The 19,716-nt window shown below is 69.1% G+C and carries 16 protein-coding genes; 15 read left to right on the top strand and 1 reads right to left on the bottom strand.

Features of this window, described 5'->3' with window-relative positions; translation table 11 throughout:
• The first annotated feature begins 21 nt into the window (after window positions 1-21).
• The 8 genes from AC3A6Y_RS00755 (at window position 22) to AC3A6Y_RS00790 (ending at window position 11,134) form a co-directional block, all read left to right on the top strand.
• Window positions 22-1,905, top strand: coding sequence for an ATP-binding response regulator (locus AC3A6Y_RS00755; protein WP_487866324.1), 1,884 nt, complete (start codon window positions 22-24; stop codon window positions 1,903-1,905).
• A gap of 207 nt (window positions 1,906-2,112) precedes the next feature.
• Entirely contained in the window at window positions 2,113-3,117 is a 1,005-nt protein-coding gene (locus AC3A6Y_RS00760; protein WP_487866325.1) for an ABC transporter substrate-binding protein, read from the top strand.
• Window positions 3,114-5,105 carry an ATP-binding response regulator gene (locus tag AC3A6Y_RS00765; protein ID WP_487866326.1) on the top strand — a complete coding sequence of 664 codons (1,992 nt, stop codon included), beginning with the start codon at window positions 3,114-3,116 and terminating at the stop codon, window positions 5,103-5,105. Before AC3A6Y_RS00760 ends, AC3A6Y_RS00765 begins: the two co-directional genes overlap by 4 nt.
• 790 nt (window positions 5,106-5,895) lie before the next feature.
• On the top strand, window positions 5,896-6,384 hold the full coding sequence (locus tag AC3A6Y_RS00770; RefSeq protein ID WP_487866327.1) for a CesT family type III secretion system chaperone: 489 nt from the start codon (window positions 5,896-5,898) through the stop codon (window positions 6,382-6,384).
• 398 nt (window positions 6,385-6,782) lie between these two features.
• A complete protein-coding gene (locus AC3A6Y_RS00775) occupies window positions 6,783-7,553 on the top strand; it encodes a hypothetical protein (RefSeq protein WP_487866328.1) in 771 nt (256 codons plus the stop codon).
• Window positions 7,554-7,677: 124 nt separating this feature from the next.
• On the top strand, window positions 7,678-8,637 hold the full coding sequence (locus tag AC3A6Y_RS00780; RefSeq protein ID WP_487866329.1) for a LysR family transcriptional regulator: 960 nt from the start codon (window positions 7,678-7,680) through the stop codon (window positions 8,635-8,637).
• Window positions 8,634-9,092: a DUF2214 family protein gene (locus tag AC3A6Y_RS00785; protein ID WP_487866330.1), complete on the top strand. Its 459-nt coding sequence runs from the start codon at window positions 8,634-8,636 to the stop codon at window positions 9,090-9,092. The genes AC3A6Y_RS00780 and AC3A6Y_RS00785 overlap by 4 nt, the downstream gene beginning before the upstream one ends.
• A 2-nt stretch (window positions 9,093-9,094) precedes the next feature.
• The gene (locus tag AC3A6Y_RS00790; protein WP_487866331.1) at window positions 9,095-11,134 is read left to right on the top strand and encodes a spermidine synthase; all 2,040 of its coding nucleotides are present in this window, start codon (window positions 9,095-9,097) and stop codon (window positions 11,132-11,134) included.
• Between the two features lie 71 nt (window positions 11,135-11,205).
• On the opposite strand, the gene AC3A6Y_RS00795 is transcribed toward AC3A6Y_RS00790, so the two are convergent.
• Window positions 11,206-11,616 carry a PsiF family protein gene (locus AC3A6Y_RS00795; protein WP_487866332.1) on the bottom strand — a complete coding sequence of 137 codons (411 nt, stop codon included), beginning with the start codon at window positions 11,614-11,616 and terminating at the stop codon, window positions 11,206-11,208.
• Window positions 11,617-11,747: 131 nt separating this feature from the next.
• Here AC3A6Y_RS00795 and argS point away from each other — a divergent pair, with 131 nt between their 5' ends.
• From argS to AC3A6Y_RS00830, 7 genes are all read left to right on the top strand, one after another.
• Entirely contained in the window at window positions 11,748-13,421 is a 1,674-nt protein-coding gene (argS, locus tag AC3A6Y_RS00800; RefSeq protein ID WP_487866333.1) for an arginine--tRNA ligase, read from the top strand.
• 14 nt (window positions 13,422-13,435) lie between these two features.
• Window positions 13,436-14,164: an SPOR domain-containing protein gene (locus AC3A6Y_RS00805; RefSeq protein WP_487866334.1), complete on the top strand. Its 729-nt coding sequence runs from the start codon at window positions 13,436-13,438 to the stop codon at window positions 14,162-14,164.
• 84 nt (window positions 14,165-14,248) lie between these two features.
• Entirely contained in the window at window positions 14,249-14,893 is a 645-nt protein-coding gene (locus tag AC3A6Y_RS00810) for a thiol:disulfide interchange protein DsbA/DsbL (protein WP_487866335.1), read from the top strand.
• A 109-nt stretch (window positions 14,894-15,002) separates the two neighbouring features.
• A complete protein-coding gene (gene lptA, locus AC3A6Y_RS00815; protein ID WP_487866336.1) occupies window positions 15,003-15,704 on the top strand; it encodes a lipopolysaccharide transport periplasmic protein LptA in 702 nt (233 codons plus the stop codon).
• Window positions 15,705-15,718: 14 nt separating this feature from the next.
• Window positions 15,719-16,498: an LPS export ABC transporter ATP-binding protein gene (gene lptB / locus AC3A6Y_RS00820; RefSeq protein WP_487866337.1), complete on the top strand. Its 780-nt coding sequence runs from the start codon at window positions 15,719-15,721 to the stop codon at window positions 16,496-16,498.
• Between the two features lie 11 nt (window positions 16,499-16,509).
• The gene (locus AC3A6Y_RS00825; RefSeq protein WP_487866338.1) at window positions 16,510-18,099 is read left to right on the top strand and encodes an RNA polymerase factor sigma-54; all 1,590 of its coding nucleotides are present in this window, start codon (window positions 16,510-16,512) and stop codon (window positions 18,097-18,099) included.
• 56 nt (window positions 18,100-18,155) lie between these two features.
• On the top strand, window positions 18,156-19,706 hold the full coding sequence (locus AC3A6Y_RS00830; protein ID WP_487867773.1) for a phospholipase D family protein: 1,551 nt from the start codon (window positions 18,156-18,158) through the stop codon (window positions 19,704-19,706).
• The last annotated feature ends 10 nt before the right edge of the window (window positions 19,707-19,716 follow it).

A 19,716-nucleotide genomic window follows, 5' to 3' on the forward strand; every position in this document is an offset into this window, starting at 1 on the left:
CGGCGTGGCGCTGATACGCCGATGAACTGGCCTTTCCGTGCCCTGCGCCTGCTGGTGCGCCTGACGCTGGCCCAGCAGCTGGTGCTGCTGGCGCTCCTGCCCGCCACCGTGGCCACCCTGGGCGCGATCGCCGTGCTGACGCGCCAGCACCTCGCGAACGTGACCGAGCTGATGCGTGCCAACGCCCAGACGGTGGCGCTTCAGGTGGCCACCGTGGCGCAGTCGCAACTGCAGCGCATGGACCGCCGCGCGATGCAGCGCACCGCGCAGTCCGGCAGCTACCAGCCGCACGTGCAGCAGGTGCAGATCTGGTCCGATGACGGCGAGATCCTGGCCAACTCCGAGACCGAGGACCACCGGCGCGGCGAAGGACTGCAGGTGGTGGCGCCGATCGTTGCCGACGACGGCAAGCATGCCGGCAAGGTGATGGTGGAGATCAGCCTGGATGCGGTGGAGCGCGCCAAGCGTTCGGTCTGGCTCAACGTCGTGCTGGTGCTGGGCGCCAGCCTGGTCGGCGTGGGGTTGGCCGGCTGGTGGGCGGCGCGCCGCATCAGCGCGCCCATTCAGGCGCTCGGCGAGGCGGTGGACCGCCTGGGCGCCGGCGAGGAAGTGCAGGTGGCGGTCGAGGGCACGGCCGAGGTGCGGCGGCTGCAGCACGGCTTCAACGAAGCGGCCGCCGCGCTGTCGGAAAGCCGCGCCATGCTCGAGAGCCGCATCGCCAAGGCCACGGCCGAGCTGGCGAGCAAGAACCAGCAGCTGGAGGTGGCGAGCCAGGCCAAGACCCGCCTGCTGGCCGCCGCCAGCCACGACCTGCGCCAGCCGCTGCACGCGCTCACGCTGTTTTCCGACGGCCTGGCCAACGGCGAGACCGACCCGGTGCGCCTGCAGCGCATCGGCCACATCCGCGAATGCGTGGACTCGCTGGACCGCCTGTTCTCGGGCCTGCTGAACCTCTCGCAGCTCGATGCCGGCGTGCTGCAGCCGCAGTGGGCCGACTTTCCGCTCGACCAGCTCTTCGACGAGATCAGCCGCAACTTCCGGCCGGTGGCCGAGCAGCAGAACCTGCGGCTGGTGGTGCGCAAGACCGAGCTGTGGGTGCGCAGCGACTACGTGATGCTCTCGCGCATCCTCAACAACCTGGTGTCGAACTCGCTGCGCCACACCACCGAGGGGGGCGTGCTGGTCGGCGCCCGGCGGCGCGGGCGCAGCGTGCGCATCGACGTGGTGGACACGGGCGTCGGCATCGCGGAACACCACCAGTCGCGCGTCTTCGAGGAGTTCTACCAGGTCGAGCCGCAGCCGCGCCAGGGCCGCGACGCGCGGGGCATGGGCCTGGGCCTGGCCACGGTGCAGCGGCTGGTGGCGCTGCTCAACACCCACGTCGAGCTGAGCTCGCAGCCGAACAAGGGCACCTGCGTGCGCGTCATGGTGCGCGGCGCCGAACCTGCGCTGCCGGCGCCGGGCGTGCTGCCGGCCACGCTGGGTATCGACGAAGAGCCCAGCCTGCACGATGTGCGTGCCCTGGTGATCGATGACGAGCGCACCATCCTCGAAGGCCTTCAGGTGGTGCTCAGCAACTGGGGCGCCGAGGTGATGACCGCGCAGACGCGTGCCGAGGCGCTGGCCTTCGCCGACAGCTGGGACCGGCCGCCCGACCTGGTGGTGAGCGACCTGCTGCTGCAGGGCGGCGACAACGGCCTGGACGTGCTGGCCGCTCTGGAGCGCCATCCGCGCGGCATCGGCGCGGCGACCGCGCGCCTGCTGGTGACCGGCGAGACCAAGCCCGACCGCCTGCGCGAGGTCGCCAGCGCCGGCGTGGCCGTGCTCTACAAGCCGGTGTCGCCCAAGCTGCTGCGGCAGGCGATCGGGGCGCAGCTGGCAGCGGCGCGCCAGGCCGCCGCCTGAGGGAATCGGCCGGCGCCGCATCGCTCCGATGCCGCCTGCGGCCCGTTCCGGTGTTGCATACGAAATAAGGCATAGGCCGAGCGGCCGCGACCCGATGCCGTCCAGCGGTGCAATCCGCCCGCCCGCAGTTCGAACTAAGCCCTCTGCCTTATCGCGCGGAGACAGCCGCGTCCGTACATTGGCTTCATCACCACAACGGTGCTGTTCATGCTCGTGAATCCTTCCTCAGCGCTCCTTCGGGGGTTGCGTGCCATCGCGGGCGTACTCTGCGCGGCCGCTTTCGCCGCCGGCGCCCAGGCCGCCGGGCTCACGGTGCTGCTGGCCGACGACAACGCCGCCCACGCGGAATTCGTGCGCCTGCTGCGCGAATCGCAGGACGCGAGCAGCCGCTTCGAGCTGGTGCGCCTGCCCGCCGACGGCACGTCCGCCGACCGCGCCGCCACCGGCGAGGAGCGCGCGAACGCCGGCGTGCGCACCCGCAGCCTGCGGCCCGCCGTCCCGGTGAACGTGCCGGTCACCATGGCGGTCGGCGTGGCCGCGGCGCGCAGCGCCATCGAGCGCCCGGGCCAGGACCCGCTGGTGCTCGCGATGCTCAGCCGTCTCGACTACGAAAGCCTCAAGGCCAGCCCCGCGCTCAAGCGCGGCGATCGCCAGGTCGGCGTGCTGCTGCGCGAGCCCGCCATGGCCGACCAGCTGGTGCTGATCGATGCCCTGCTGCCGCAGAAGCGCCGGCTCGGGGTGGTAGCCACTGCCGAATCGGAACCGATCGTGCGCGAGCTGCAGCGCGCTGCCCAAGGGTGGGACCTGCAGGTCGAGTACGCGCCGGATGCCACGTCCCTGGCCTCGGTGCTGCGCGTGCTGGTGCCGCGCAGCGACGCGCTGATGGTGCTGCCCGACCTGATCGGCGACAGCCAGGCCGCCACCCTCTCGGTGCTGCGCGCCGGCGCCACCGCCGGGTTGCCGGTGTTCGGCACCAGCGACGGCCTGGTGCGCTCCGGCGGACTCGCGGCCGCGGTCTCCACGCCGGGGCAGCTCGCGCAGCAGGCGCGCGCGCTCGGCCAGAAGCTGGCGATGGGCCCGGTCGCGGGCGGCGTGCTGGTGGAGGCGGCGACGCCTTCGACGGTGCGCGTCAACGCCACCGTTGCGCGCGGGCTGGGCCTGCGCCCGCCCGAGGAGCGCGAGCTGACCGAGCGGGTGACCGCCGCCCGATGATCGCCCCCACCCACGGCCTGGTCGTGCCCACCACCGCACGCCCCTCCGAGCCCGCCGCCGACGGTCGGGCGGTGGTGGTCGGCGGCAGCCTGCAGCGCGACCTGTTCCGGCTCGGCGTCGTCCCCTGCGCGGCCGTGGCCCTGGCGCTCACCGCCTGGTTCACCCACAGCCGCCTCGACACGCTGGAAGCCGCCTTCAATGCCGAGGGCCAGGCGGTGGCGCGCCAGGTGGCGGCGATGTCCGATCTGAGCCTTTACGCCGGCGACCTGCCCGCGCTTCAGAACGTGGCCAGCGCGGCCCTGCGCGGCGGCCAGGTGACGCGGGTGGAGATCAGCAACAGCGCCGGCGTGTTCGTCACGGCCGGCTCCAAGGCCGCGCCCATGGGGCAGTTGCGCATGTTCACCGCGCCGGTGACGCTGCGCGAGGCGTCGAAGGCCAGCGCCTTCGCACCCGAGGGTGCGACCGCCGCCGGCGACAAGCCCATCGGACTGGTGCAGGCCTTTCGCGACACCACGGCGTATGCGCACGAGCGCACGCGCTCGCTGATGGCGGGCATCGGCATCGCGATGATCGCGCTGATCGCCGCCTGGGCCTGGGTGCGGCACACCGCACGCACCGTTGCCCAGCCGCTGCGCCGCATCTCGCGCACCGTGGCCGCGCTGGAGGCCGGCCGCTTCGATGCGCGCTGCAACGTCGTCACGCGCGGCGGCAAGGCGCCGGCCGACGGCGAGGACGAGGCGCGCCACGGACAGCACGAGCTCGCCAACCTCGCGCACGACATCAACCGCCTGGCGGAGCGCCTGCAACGCAACCGCCAGCAGAGCGATGAGCAGGTGCGCGTGGCCACCGCGGTCGCGCTGCAGCGAATGGCCGAGGCCGAACAGGCCGCGCTCTCGCGTGCCCGCTTCCTGGCAGCAGCCAGCCACGACCTGCGCCAGCCGCTGCATGCGATGGGCCTGTTCATCGATGGCCTGCTCCCGACGGCCAGTGCAACGCAGCGCCCTGCGGTGCTGCGGCTGCAGGAGGGCGCCGAGTTCATGGGCGTGCTGCTCGACGACCTGCTCGAGATTTCGCGCCTGGATGCGCAGGTGCTGACGCCGGCCATCGGCAACGTCTCGCTGGCAATGCTGTTCGACCAGCTCGGCGCCCAGCACGCGGCTCGCGCGGCCGCCTCGCAGGTGCGGCTGGTGTGGCGGGACCGCGGGCTCGCGGTGCGCTCCGACCCCGCCCTGCTCCTGCGCATCATCGGCAATCTGGTCGGCAACGCGATCACCCACAGCGGGGCCGAAGGCACGGTGCTGGTGGCGGCGCGGCGCCGCGGCGGACAGGTGCGCATCGAAGTGCGCGACAACGGCGTCGGCATTGCGCCGATCCACCAGGAGCGCATCTTCGAGGAGTTCTACCAGGTCGCGAACACCGAGCGCGACCGGCGCCAGGGCTTCGGCCTCGGGCTGGCGATCTGCGCCCGCATCGCCGCGCTGCTGGGCACGCGGATTGCGCTGCGCTCGGCGCTGCAGGCCGGCAGCACCTTCTCGCTGGAGCTGCCTGGCGCCGATCCGCGCGACGTGCCGCCGCCGGCCCCGGAGCCGGTGGCCAGCTCGCCGCTGGCCGGGCTGCGCTGCCTGGTGGTGGACGACGATCCGGCCATCCTCGATGCCACCCGGGCGCTGCTCACGCACTGGGACTGCGAGGTCGAATGCGTGGCCAGCGGCAGCGAAGCGACGCGCCGTCTTGCGGATTCGCAGACGCGCTTCGACGTGCTGCTGTGCGACCTGCAACTGGCCGATGCCGAGGACGGCATGGAAGTGATCGAAGCCGCGCACCGCCTGCAGCCCCAGGCGCTCGCGGTGCTGGTCTCGGGCGCCACCGGGCCCGAGGCGCTGCAGCGGCTGCGGCAGGGCGGAGTCACGCTTTTGACCAAGCCGGTGGCGCCGGCCAAGCTCAGGGCGCTGCTGTCGACGCGGCGCGCGGGGCGCATGGCTTCCTGAGCCGGCGGCCGGCCCGGAACCCAGCCAACCGCAACTGTTATAGAAGACACGCGTGCAGTCAGCCGAGTGCAAGCGCTGACCGCTCTCGATCGATTGCGAGGCGGTCTGCGCCTAAGCATGCGGATGAACATTTCCAAGAGGGGTTGGAGCTGCATTTAAACAGCGTGGAACGGAGCCGCGGGATTCAAGAAAGACGCGTTCAGGATGGGCGAGCGCCGAATACATAGAGGGAGCTCTAACTCGACTCGATCCAGTCCCCAAGACCCGTGTTACGCAGGCTCGTCGATCCGCGAAGGCGCGATTCAGGCCGCGGCGCACGCATCCGATGCATCGGATGTCGCACCAGCGTCGGGGCCGGCTGTCGGCTGTCGGCTGTCGGCTGTCGGCTGTCGGCTGTCGGCTGTCGGCTGAGCCTGCCATGCGCCGAGACTCACCCTCGACTCCCGCGATGCGCGCGAACCCGAGGGCCGATGCGGTTACTTATCGAGCTCCGTTGCCGCCCCAAAGCCTGGGGGAACTCAGGAGCATCAGCGGTTACCTATTGCCAGAGCCGAGCCCGGCGACATTGGCTCTCATCGCAGTCTTTGCTCGGGCGGGAGCGAGCCCGGGCGGTCTTTGGCTTGGTGAACATTTCAAGAGGAGGCGCAGTTGAATCCATGGGATGAAAACTCGAGATGCCGAAGCAAGACAAGAATCGATATCCCCAAGCGATACCAATCGTTTGCGGACGACGCCACGACAAACGATCGCACAGAGATCGGTTTGTGAGGATCATCAGGACGCAGACGACATGAAGGATCTGGAAATCGCCCAACGCTTTCTGAAATTCGTCAACGACTTCTATCGGTTTGCAGGGTGGGACCAACCAGTGTTCGAGTTCGACGCGCGGGCGTCAATCGCTTTCGAGGCTTGTGTGGAGGACGTGAGCTTCAGCGTCGGTTACGACCCACTGAGCGCGCCGATGTGCCTGTTCGTTTATTGCGTGTTCGGCGTGGTGCCGCTCGCCACTGAAGCGGCGGCGTTGCGCCGCCTGCTTGCTCTCAATGTCTCGATGGCTAAGCAGCACAACGCGACGTATTGCATCGATGACAGCACGCAGGAACTCGCGTTCTACATGCGCACAACAATGGATGTCGACGCGTCGGCCCTGCACGCGAAATTAACGCAGATCGCGCAGTTGGCGCATCGGTGGCGGCGCGACTGTCTCACCTGGGAACACCAGGACACTGAGCCGATGCCAAAGGCAGGGCAACCGCCGTCCTGGACGGACTTCGCTTGATCCCAAGGATGAACATTTTTAAAGGAGTCGAAATTAACTCGATAAGTTGTGTGTATAAGAACTTGGATCTGGATATGCGATGGCGCGCAGACCCTGCCGTGGCGCCAGGCGCGTCGCCGAGACATGGTCGTCCGCCAAGTCCCTGCTCCGTTCCCCCCTCATGGGATGAGAAAGGCATTCCAGAGGGAGTAGGCTTGATTGAGGGCCAGGCTGTGCCAACGACTTCGCCGTCTCCCACGCTGGTGCCCCCGGCCATCAGGCGATCGCTGGCCGACCCCGTACCCCGGAATGCGCGAGTTTGTAATGCCTTCGCCCTTAAAAACCGGACTCTCGACGACGTGAGGAGGACAACTACCGCACTCATCAAGCGCCTTGGCTGGCGAGAGGGCCGAGCATGCATGGATGAGATGATACGAGTCGAAGCGCGGCCCAACGTCATCGTTTGCAGTGCCCTGATCACGGCCTGCGGAAGGGACGGGGACGCTGACGAAGCGCTCGCAGTCTTCGAAGAAATGCGAGCCATGGGGATTGAACCCGACGTCCATGCCTTCAGCGCTCTGATCTGGGCTTGCGCGAAAGGCGAACACCCTGAGAAGGCGCTGGAGATCTTCCAGGAAATGCGGGACGAGGGTCGCATTAAACCCAACGCCTACACGTTCAATTCTCTGCTTATGGCTTGCGCAAAACTCGGGCATGCCGACAAGGCGGTGTGGGCCTTCAATACGATGCAAGATGCAGGAGTCAGGCCCGACGACGCCACCTACGACGCATTGATCGCGGCGTGCGAGAAGCAGGGGCGCGACGACCTGTCATCGGAAGCCTTGGAGGACGCAGTGGCGTTCAAGGTGTACCAAGAGGCGCTCGGCTACGACCCGAAGTCCGGTATCTTGGATTTTCACGCCGGACCGATCGTGACCAATCCGACCCGCCGACCAGAAGCCGGCATCGCTGTCCCTGTCGCGCAGGCGCTATTCAAATATCACTTTCGCAAAGGCCATATCGTTCCGGGCAAAGTCGTTCCAGGCACACTGTTCATCGTTGGCCAACATGGCGTCCTCAAGCCTGCCATCGAGCAGTGCATCCGGGACATCGGATGGACGCCTACCGACTTCGTGGATGAGAATGGAAAACTCAACCCCGGAAGGATTTGGGGTCGAGAGTCGACATAGGAACCTCGAAGCCGCGCATCGCGTCTGGAACTCGTCACAGCTGCGAACGCCACCATGACCTGACCGCCGACGTGACGCTCCGCTTCCCGCAACCCGGCCCCGGCGCTCCGCATAATCCCCGCCGATGGACCGCCTCAAGCAACTCGAATCCTTCGTCGCCATCGCCACCCGCGGCAGCCTCACGGCCGCCGCCAAAGCCGAGGACGTCGCGCCCGCGATCATGGGGCGGCGCCTCGACGCGCTGGAGGAACGGCTGGGCGTCAAGCTGCTGGTGCGCACCACCCGCCGCATCACCCTCACCCACGAGGGCAGCGCCTTTCTCGAGGACTGCCAGCGCCTGCTGGTCGAGCTGGCCAATGCCGAGGCCAGCGTGAGTGCGGGCGGGGTCAAGGCCAGCGGGCACCTGCGGGTGACGGCGCCGGCGGGCTTCGGCCGTCGCCACGTGGCGCCGCTGGTGCCGCGCTTCCATCACCTGCATCCCGAGGTGACGATCTCGCTGAACCTGAGCGACCGCGTGATCGACGTGGCCGGCGAGAGCTACGACTGCGCGGTGCGGGTGGGCGACCTGCCCGATTCCTCGCTGGTCAGCATGCGCCTGGCCGACAACCGCCGCCGCTGCGTGGCGACGCCCGACTTCATCCGCCGGCACGGCGCGCCGCGCCATCCCAGCGAGCTGGCGCGCTTCGCTTGCCTGACGCTCTCCAGCGATGCCTCGCAGACCCGCGGCTGGGCCTTCCGCGTGCCCGGTGCCAACGGCGAGCACGAGGTCATCTACCTGCGCCCCACCGGCCCGCTGGACTGCTCCGACGGCCAGGTGCTGCACGACTGGTGCCTGGCCGGCCACGGCATCGCATGGCGCAGCACCTGGGAGGTGGAGGCCGAGATCGATGCCGGCCTGCTGGTGCCGCTGCTCGACGACTTCGCGGCGCCGCCCAACGGCATCTATGCCGTCTTTCCCCAGCGCAAGCACCTGCCGCTGCGGGTGCGGCTGTGGCTGGATTTTTTGAAGGCGCAATACGCACGGCCGGAGTTCTGGGGCGGCACAATCGCTGCGCCTGCGACTTCCCCGGAAAGAACAAGATGACCCTCGAAGCGATCCTTGCGTACATGCATTTCCTGGCCATCCTCACGATGGTGGTCTTCATCTCGAGCGAGGCCGCGCTGTGCCGCGTGGAATGGCTCAATGCAGCGGCGGTCGAGCGCATCGCCAAGGTGGACATGGTCTATGGCATCTCGGCCATCGCCGTGCTCGCCACCGGCCTGGCGCGCACCTGGTGGGGCATGAAGGGCACCGCCTGGTACTGGACCAACCCGCTGCTGCATGTGAAGCTCGGGCTCTTCATCATCATCGCCGTGCTCTCGATCTTCCCGACGCTCACCTACTTCCGCTGGCGCAAGGCCGTGCGCTCCGGCGGCACGCTGCCCGATGCGGCGGATGTCAAGAAAACGCGCAAGCTGGTGATGATCCAGGCCCACCTCATCGCGCTGATACCGCTGGTGGCCGTGTTCCTGGCGCGCGGCTTCGGGGCACGGGGCTAGCCGTGCAGCCGGCGTCCATCAAGGCGCTGTTCGCCGGCACCATCTTCCTCAGCGCCTTCCTGCTGTTCCTGGTCCAGCCGCTGGTCGCCAAGCAGATCCTTCCCTGGTTCGGCGGCTCGGCGGCCGTGTGGTCGGTCTGCATGGTGTTCTTCCAGGTCGCGCTGCTGGCCGGCTACGCTTATGCCGACTGGATTTCCCGCCGGCTTGCGCCGCGCACGCAGGCGAAGCTGCACGGCGCGCTGCTGCTGGCCAGCGTGGCCTTCATGCCAGTGCTGGCCGACGCGTCGTGGAAGCCCGGCGGCGGCGAGGAGCCGACGCTGCGCATCCTCGGCCTGCTGGTCGCGACCATCGGGTTGCCCTACTTCCTGCTGTCCACCACCGGGCCGCTGGTGCAGGCCTGGATCACGCGCACGCCGTGGGGCGCACAGGTGTACCGCTACTTCTCGTTGTCCAACCTGGCCTCGCTGGCGGCGCTGCTCTGCTACCCCGTGCTGATCGAGCCGCGCAGCACCGTGCAACAGCAGGCCTGGGCCTGGTCAACGGGCTACGGCGTGTTCGTGCTGCTGTGCAGCGCCACCGCGTTCTACGTCGCCGGACGCTGGCCGGCGGCAATCGAGGTCGTGGGGCCGTCGGGCGACGCGCCCGCGCCAGCGGCCCGCCCGGAGACGAAGCCGCGCCTCATCGACCAGCTGCTGTGGCTGCTGCTGCCCGCGCTCGGCTCGTGGCTGCTGCTGGCCGTCACCAACCACGTCACGCAGAACGTGGCGCCGGTGCCCTTCCTCTGGGTGCTGCCGCTGTCGGTCTACCTGCTGACCTTCATCCTCAGCTTCGAAAGCGACCGCTGGTACCGCCGGGCGGTCGTCCTGCCGCTCGCGGCCGCGATGCTGGCGCTGTGCGCCTACGGGCTGCAGGACGGCATCGGCTCGCAGTTGCGCACCGGCCTGCCGATCTACCTGACCGGGCTGTTCCTGCTGTGCCTGTGCCTGCACGGCGAGACGGCGCGCCTGCGTCCGGGGCCGTCGTACCTGACGCGCTTCTACCTGATGCTCTCGCTGGGCGGCGCGGCCGGCGGTGCGCTGGTGGGCCTGGTCGCACCTCATGTGCTGCCGACCTTCTACGAGCTGGGGATCGGACTGGTGCTGTGTGCACTCGCCGCGGCGCTGGTCTGGCGCCACCGGCGCATGGGCGTGCTGGCCTCGCTGGCGATGGCGGCCTGCTGCGGCTGGTTCCTGGCCGAGGAGCTGCGCGACGACGCGCGCGCCAGGCGCATGGACCGCAACTTCTACGGCGCGATGATGGTGGTGGACTCGGGCATCCTGCCCGACGACCGCGTGCGGCGCCTCTACCACGGCGCGACCCTGCATGGCGAGCAGTACCTGTCGGCCGCCAACCGCCGCTGGCCAGGCTCCTACTACAGCAGCAGCTCCGGCGTCGGCCGCGCGATCGAGGCGGCGCCGGCCGGCCCGCGGCGCGTGGGTCTCATCGGCCTGGGCGCGGGCACGTTGGCTGCCTACGGCCGGCCGGGGGACGTCTATCGCGTCTACGAGATCAACCCGCGCGTCTTCGAGCTGGCGGACACGGAGTTCAGCTACCTGCGCGACAGCGAAGCGCGCATCGAGCGCGTGCTCGGCGACGCCCGCCTGCAGCTCGAACGCGAAGCGCCGCAGGGCTTCGACGTGCTGGCCGTGGACGCCTTCTCGGCCGACTCGGTGCCGGCGCACCTGCTGACGGTGCAGGCCATGGACATCTACCTGCGCCACATGAAGCCCGGCGGCGTCGTCGCCTTCCATGTGTCCAACCGCTACCTCCATCTCGACACGGTGGTGGCGAAGCTCGCGCAGGTCCGGGGCCTGCACACGGCGCTGATCGACGACACGCCGGAGGAGATCGATGTCGAGCGCAGCATCTGGATGCTGGTGGCGCGCGATCCGCAGGCGCTCGAGCGCGAGCCGGTGCGCAGCGCCGCCACGCAGCACGAGGCGGCAGCGGACCTGGCGCCCTGGACCGACGACTTCAACAACCTGTTCAGCGTGCTCAGGTAGCGGCCGCCCATGAAATAGCCCCGCCAGACCGAAGCCTGCGGGGCTATTTTGTCTGCCGCTTGCGGCGTGGCTCAGGCGGCCGGCTTGGCGGAGAGGCATTCCTTCATGAAGGCCTTGCGCTCGTCGCCCTTCAGTGCCTTGGCCTTGGGATCGGCATTGCAGGTCTTCATCTTGTCCTGCTGCGTCACCGGCTTGGCCGAGAGGCAGGTCTTCATGAAGGCCTTGCGATCGTCGCCCTTCTTGTCGCCGGCCTCCTTGTTGCACATGGCCATCTTGCTTTGCTGGGCGGTGGGCTCTTTCGCGGCAGGGTTGGCCGGCGTGGCCGGGGTGGCCGGTGTGGCAGGCATGGCCGGCGCGGGTGCGGCCTTGGCGGCCGGAGCAGCCGGCGTCGCGGGAGCGGCCGGTGCGGCCTTGTCCTGCGCATGCGCGGCGCCGACGCAAAGACAGGCGGCCATGGCCATCAGGGAGAGAAGCTTCTTCATGGTGTGGGTGTCCTCTGAGGTGAGTGGTGACAGGGGCCCCGGGCCGGGGCCGACCTTGCTAACGGCTGCTGCCATGCGGAGGATGACCGCAGCCGCCGGGGGGCCGGGTTTGCCCCCGGTAAAATCCCGCGATGCTATTGGTCAAACAGGAGCTGCTCGCGGCGCTCGCGAACACGCTCGAATCCCTTTCCCCCGGCTCCGGTGCCAAGGCGATCTTCGAATCGCCCAAGGTCGCGGCCCACGGCGACCTGGCCTGCACGGCTGCCATGCAGCTCGCCAAGCCGCTCGCGCGCAGGCCACGTGAACTGGCCGAGGACATCAGCGCCGCGCTGCGCGCCACGCCGGCCTTCCAGCAATGGGTCGACGCCATCGAGATCGCCGGTCCCGGCTTCCTCAACATCCGCCTCAAGACGGCTGCCAAGCAGCAGGTGGTTCGCGAGGTGCTGGCTGCCGGCGAGGCCTTCGGCCGCGAGACCGCGACGGACGAGCGCGTGCTGGTCGAGTTCGTCTCCGCCAACCCCACCGGGCCGCTGCACGTGGGCCATGGCCGGCAGGCCGCACTGGGCGACGCCATCTGCAACCTGCTCGCCACCCAGGGCGCGCAGGTGTGGCGCGAGTTCTATTACAACGACGCCGGCGTTCAGATCCAGACCCTCGCCACCAGCACCCAGCTGCGTGCCAAGGGCTACAAGCCGGGCGATCCGCAATGGCCCGAGCAGGCCTACAACGGCGAGTACATCGCCGACATCGCCAACGACTTCAAGGCAAAAAAGACGGTGCGTTCGGACGATCGCGAATACACCGCCAGCGGCGACGTGGAGGACATCGATTCGATCCGCCAGTTCGCCGTGGCCTACCTGCGTCACGAGCAGGACCTGGACCTGAAGGCCTTCCAGGTGCGCTTCGACAACTACTACCTGGAGTCCAGCCTCTACACCAGCGGCCGGGTCGAGGCCACGGTCAAGAAGCTGGTCGATGCCGGCAAGACCTACGAGCAGGACGGCGCGCTGTGGCTGAAGTCGACCGACTACGGCGACGACAAGGACCGCGTGATGCGCAAGAGCGACGGCAGCTACACCTACTTCGTGCCCGACGTCGCCTATCACATCGCCAAGTGGGAGCGCGGTTTCCACAAGGTGGTGAACATCCAGGGCACCGACCACCACGGCACGATCGCGCGCGTGCGCGCCGGCCTGCAGGCAGCCGGCGAGGGCATCCCCGCCGGCTACCCCGACTACGTGCTGCACACGATGGTGCGGGTGATGCGGGGCGGCGAAGAGGTCAAGATCAGCAAGCGCGCCGGCAGCTATGTCACGCTGCGCGACCTGATCGAATGGACCAGCACCGACGCCGTGCGCTTCTTCCTGCTCAGCCGCAAGCCCGACACCGAATACACCTTCGACATCGATCTCGCACTGGCGCAGAACAACGACAACCCGGTCTACTACGTGCAGTACGCCCATGCGCGAATCTGCTCGGTGCTGGCGGCCTGGGGCGGCGACGTGGCAACGCTGGCGCAGGCCGACCTGTCGCCGCTTGAAAGCCCGGCCGCCCAGGCCCTGCTGCTGATGCTGGCAAAGTACCCGGATATGCTGGCCGCTGCGGCCCAGGACTTCGCGCCGCACGACGTCACCTTCTACCTGCGCGAGCTGGCCGCCAGCTACCACAGTTACTACGACGCCGAGCGCATCCTGGTTGACGACGAGCCGGTGAAGCGCGCCCGCCTCGCGCTCGTCGCCGCCACCGCGCAGGTGCTGCACAATGGCCTCGCGATTCTCGGCGTGAGCGCGCCGCGCAAGATGTGATTGCTACCCTCCACATGACTACAAGACGACAACGCGGCAACATCGTCATCGGCCTGATCATCGGGCTGGTGCTGGGCCTGGGCGTGGCGCTGGGCATCGCGGTCTACGTGACCAAGGTGCCCATCCCCTTCATGACCAAGACGCAGCGCGGCGGCCCCGAACAGGACGAGGCCGAGGCGCGCAAGAACCGCGACTGGAACCCCAACGCTCCCCTGGCCGGCAAGGCCGCACCCGTGCGTCCGCCGGAGCCGCCCGCCGCTGCCCCCGTGGCGCCGCAGCCCTCCGCCGCTGCGCCCGGCTTCCCTCAGACCGCGCCGGCTCCGGTGGTGGTCCCTCCGACGGCGCAGCAGCAGCAGCAGCAGCAACAACGCGCAGCGCGCCCGCCCGTGCCGGCCGAAGCCAACGCGTCGCCGCCGTCGAACGACCCGATCGGCGATCTCGCCCGAGCCCGTTCGGGCACCGGCCCCGGCACCGCCACCGCCGCCGCAGCGCCCAGTGCCAGCGATCCCTTCATGTACTTCGTGCAGGCCGGCGCCTTCCGCACCCCCGAAGATGCCGAGACGCAGCGCGCCAGGCTCTCCCTGATGGGCGTGGAGGCGCGGGTCACCGAGCGCGAGCAGGCCGGCCGCACCGTCTACCGGGTGCGCGCGGGGCCTTTCAACAAGAAGGAAGATGCCGACCGGCTCAAGGAACGGCTCGACGGCGGCGGCCTCGAGTCGGCCCTGGTGCGCGTGCAGCGCTGAGCCACCTCTTTTCACGCTCGCGCCGTCCCCGGGGAACTCCGGCGGCATCGCGGGCTCTGTCAGCCGCACAGGAGAACCTTACACATGAAACGTCGTGATTTTTCGCTGGCCGCCACTTCGCTGGGGCTGCTTCCTCTGATGACCCCGGCCCAGGCGCAGACGCTGGGGCCCAAGGCCGGCACCGACTACGCAGTGCTCGACAAGCGCGTGCCGGTCGACGCGCCGGCCGGCAAGGTCGAGGTGATCGAGTTCTTCTGGTACAACTGCCCGCACTGCAACGCCTTCGAGCCCACCCTCGAGGCCTGGATCAAGAAGCTGCCGCCGCACGTGGCCTTCAAGCGCGTGCCGGTCGCCTTCCAGGCCAGCTTCCAGCCGCAGCAGAAGCTCTACTACGCGCTCGAGGCCATGGGCAAGGTCGACGAATACCAGCTCAAGGTGTTCAACGCCATCCACCAGCAGCGCCAGAACCTCGCGAGCGAGCAGCAGATCATCGACTGGGCGGCTGCCAACGGCCTGGACAAGGCCAAGTTCACCGAGCAGTACAAGTCCTTCAGCGTGGCCAGCAAGATCCAGCGCGCCAAGCAGCTGCAGGACGCCTACCAGGTCGCCGGCGTCCCCTCGATCGGCATTGCCGGGCGCTGGTATGTCGACGGCGACCTCGCGAAGAGCATGGAGCGCGCCCTGCAGGTCACCGATTTCCTGATCGGCGAAGCCCGCAAGAGTGCCTGACAAGACCCTTCCCTTCGCAGGAAAGCCCGCTTCGGCGGGCTTTTTCATCCGGGCGACCGAAGTCCGGTCGATGAGGCCGCATACAATCCGCCAGCAAGTTTCGTGCCTTATGACTTCGCTACTTCTTACCTTCCCCCGCTCCCGCCATCTCTGTCGTGCTTTCGTATTCGCCTCGATGCTGGCGGGGCTGGTGCCGATGGCGCAGGCCGAGAAGGCGGACCGCACCAAGCCGATGAACATCGAAGCCGACGCGATGCGCTATGACGACCTCAAGCAGACCAGCGTCTTCACCGGCAACGTGGTGGTGACCAAGGGCACGATCGTCATCCGCGGCACCCGCATCGACGTGCGGCAGGACCCGGACGGCTACCAGTACGGCGTGGTCACGGCTGCGCCCGGCAAGCTGGCCTACTACAAGCAGAAGCGCGACGCCGGCACCGACGAGTGGATCGAGGGCGAGTCGGAAGTCATCGAGTACGACAGCCGCGCCGACAACGTGAAGTTCATCCGACGCGCGGTGATGCGCCGTCTCTACGGCGCGACCGTCAACGACGAGAGCAGCGGGCCGCTGATCGTCTACGACCAGAGCAACGACACCTTCACCGTCAACGGCTCCTCGCTGCCGCCCAATGCGGGCGTGGCGGCGCCGCAGGGCGGGCGCGTCCGGGCCATCCTGACGCCCAAGGCGGCTGCCTCGGCGCCCGCGGCCGGCACCCGGCCGGCGGCTGCGGCCCCTGCCGCGGCGCCGGCACCGGCGAGCGGCACCGGCCTGCGCTCGAGCACCACCCTCGGCGCGGAAGAGCGCAAGTGACGGAGGACCGGGGCATGCTCAATGGCCGCAACGACGTGCCGAACAGCCGCCTGGAGGCGCGCGGCCTGCAAAAGACCTACGGCAGCCGCAAGGTGGTCAAGGATGTCTCGCTGGGCGTCGAAAAAGGCGAGGTCGTGGGCCTGCTGGGCCCCAACGGCGCCGGCAAGACCACCTCCTTCTACATGATCGTCGGCCTGGTGCGGGCCGACGCGGGCGAGATCAGCATCGACGGCGTGCCGATCGCCCACATGCCGATTCACCGCCGCTCCCGCATGGGCCTGAGCTACCTGCCGCAGGAGGCCTCGATCTTCCGCAAGCTGACGGTCGAGGAGAACGTGCGCGCGGTGCTCGAGCTGCAGCGCGAGCCGAACGGCGACGGCCGGCCCGTCCCCCTGTCGAAGCAGCGCATCGAGGAGCGCCTGAGCGAGCTGCTGCACGACCTGCGCGTCGACCACCTGCGCGATTCGCCGGCGCTGGCGCTGTCGGGCGGGGAGCGCCGCCGCGTCGAGATCGCGCGCGCACTGGCCACCCAGCCGCGCTTCATCCTGCTGGACGAGCCCTTCGCCGGCATCGACCCGATCGCGGTGATCGAGATCCAGCGGATCATCAACTTCCTGAAGGAGCGCGGCATCGGCGTGCTCATCACCGACCACAACGTGCGCGAGACGCTGGGCATCTGCGACCACGCGTTCATCATCAGCGACGGGCACGTGCTGGCACAAGGCACGCCCTCGGAGATCGTCGACAACGCCGAGGTGCGACGCGTGTACCTGGGCGAGCATTTCCGGATGTAGGGGCCTGTTCAATGAAACAAGGGCTCTCGCTGCGGGTCTCGCAGCACCTGGCGCTCACGCCGCAGCTGCAGCAGTCGATCCGCCTGCTCCAGCTGTCGACGCTCGAGCTGAGCCAGGAGGTCGAGCAGATGCTCGACGAGAACCCCTTCCTGGAGCGCACCGCCGACGAAGCCCCGCGCGAGGAGTTCGGACTCGAGGCCGCCGACGTCCCGGTACGCGATGACGACCGCCAGGCCGAAGGCGAGAGCGAGTTCGTCACCGGGCCGGCACCGGCCACTGCCGACAGCGCGCCGGCCTCGCCCGCCGACAGCGAGACGGCGGCAGCCGCCGACGCCCCCGAGAGCGAGCCCGACTGGGAAGGCGACGGCTCCGTCGACCTGGCGCCGGACGACAGCGAATGGGGCGGCGATGCGCCCGCGCGCGCCAACAACCTCGGCAACGACGAGCGCCCCGATGCGACCGAGCTGGCCAGGAGCCAGGAGTCGCTGCAGTCCTTCCTGCACCGCCAGGCGCTGTCCCTGCGCCTGGAGGAGAACGACCGCGCCGCGCTGCGCTTCCTGATCGAGTCGCTCAACGACGACGGCTACCTCGAGGACTCCCTGCCGGCGCTGGCCTCGGGCCTCGCGGGCGACGACAACGACCAGTTCGACGAGCTGGTGCATCACTTCCAGGTCGCGCTCGGCCTGCTGCAGAGCCTGGAGCCGGTCGGCGTCGGCGCGCGCAGCCTGGCCGAGTGCCTCACCATCCAGCTGCGTGCAGGGCAGGACGAAGACGACACCGACGAAGAGGTGCAGGTGCGCCGCACCGCGATCGCGATCTGCAAGCACCCGATGGAGCTGCTCGCCAAGCGCGACTTCAAGCGCCTCGCCACCCTCACCCGCAGCAACGAGGAAGAGGTGCGCGCAGCCCTCCAGCTGATCTCCCGGCTGGAGCCCAAGCCGGGACGCCGCTTCGTCGATGTCGAGCGCAACGTGGTCATCCCCGACGTGATCGTCACGCGCATCGGCCACGGCACCAGCGCCCGCTTCCGGGTCATGCTCAACCCCGAGGTCATGCCGCGGCTGCGCGTGCACGACATCTACGCCGGCGCGCTGAAGGCGCACAAGGGCGAGGGCAGCCAGGCGCTGTCGCAGCGGCTGCAGGAGGCGCGCTGGTTCATCAAGAACATCCAGCAGCGCTTCGACACCATCCTGCGCGTCTCCACGGCCATCGTGGAGCGGCAGAAGAACTACTTCGTCCACGGCGAGCTCGCCATGCGCCCGCTGGTGCTGCGCGAGATCGCCGACGAGCTGGGCCTGCACGAGTCCACCATCAGCCGCGTGACCACGGCCAAGTACATGGCCACGCCCTACGGCACGGTCGAGCTCAAGTACTTCTTCGGCTCGGCCCTGGGCACCGAGACCGGCGGAAACGCCTCCAGCACCGCGGTGCGCGCGCTGATCAAGCAGTTCGTGAGCGCCGAGGACGCGAAAAAGCCGCTGTCGGACAGCCAGGTCTCCGAGATGCTCAAGGAGCAGGGCATCGAGTGCGCGCGCCGCACCGTGGCCAAGTACCGCGAGGCGCTGCGCATCGCGCCGGCCAACCTGCGCAAGGCACTGTAGCGATGCGCGCGCGCCCAAGCCTTTGGCCGCAGTGGATGCGCCTGGGCCTGGCGCTGATGGCGGTGCTCTTCCTGGCCAGCGGCTGTGCCATGCTGCCTGCCGAGTTCGAGCGCACGCCTTCGAAGGCGGTGCCGCTCTCCCCCGGCACCACGCTGGGCCGCATCGCGAAAAGCGCGCAGCCCGACCCCGACCTGAGCGGCTTTCGCCTGATGCCCGGCGGCGACTTCGCCCTCGACACCCGGCTCGAGCTGGCGCGCCGCGCCGAGCGCACGCTGGACGTGCAGTACTACCAGATCCACAACGACGAGACCGGCCGCTACCTGATGCGCACGCTGCGCGACGCGGCCCGGCGCGGCGTGCGCGTGCGTCTGCTGATGGACGACCTCTACACCTCGGGCGACGACGAGCTGCTGCTCGCCCTGGCTGCCACGCCCAACCTCGAGCTGCGCCTCTTCAACCCCTTCCCGGCCGGGCGCGGCAGCATGCTCGGGCGCTTCTCGGCCTCGCTCTTCGACTTCAGCCGCGTCAACCGGCGCATGCACAACAAGCTCTTCATCGCCGACGGCGCGATGGCGGTGGCCGGCGGGCGCAACATCGGCAACGAGTACTTCACGCAGACGGCCGGCGCCAACTTCATCGACCTCGACACCTTCGTGGCCGGCGCCCTCATCCCGCGGCTGGCGAGCCTGTTCGACCAGTACTGGAACAGCGAGTACGTGCGGCCGATCGAGGCCGTGGCCGCCTCCCGCGTGCCGCGCGAGGAGCGCCAGCGCCGCTTCGAGGAGGCGACCAGCCCGCAGACCACGCCGCCGCCGCGCCCGCCGGCGCCCAACGACGTGCTGGGCTACAGCCCGATCGTGGAAGACCTCAAGGCCGGCAAGCTCGACCTCATCTGGACCCGGGCCGAGGCCTACGCCGATTCGCCCGAGCGGGTGATCGGCAGGCAGGCCAACTACGGCGGCATCCCGCTGCTGGACGTCGACAGCGTGCGCTACAACGTCATCGAGCAGATCCGGCGCGGGCGCTCCGACGTGACCATCGTCTCGCCCTACCTGATCCCCGGCAAGGGAGGGCTGGAGGCGATGCGCGAGGTGCGCAGGCGCGGCATGAAGATCAGCGTGGTCACCAACTCGCTGGCCGCCACCGACGAGCCGGTGGTTCACACCGGCTACCGGCGCTACCGCGAAGACATGCTCAAGCTCGGTGCCGAGATCTACGAGCTCAGCTCGCAGCGCACCCGGCGCAGCGTGCGCCTGGGCCTCTTCGGCACGCAGATCGGGCGCCTGCACGCCAAGTCGGCCGTGATCGACGGGCGCACGCTCTTCGTCGGCTCCATGAACTTCGACCCGCGCTCGGACGTGCACAACACCGAGATCGGGCTGATCATCTTCAGCCGCGAAATGGCGCAGCAGGTGCTCAAGCTGATCGAGGTGCTCAAGCAGCAGGGCGCCTACAAGGTGCGCTTCGCGCCGGGCACCGAGCGCATCGAATGGGTCAGCGAGGAGGCGGGTGTCGAGCAGGTGCTGACCAGAGAGCCCGACTCGACATGGTGGGACCGCGTGATGCTGGAGATCCTGGCGCCGCTGGCGCCGGAGAGCCTGTTGTAGCCCCGAACGG

Source organism: Variovorax sp. Soil_C_17 (genome assembly GCF_057657265.1).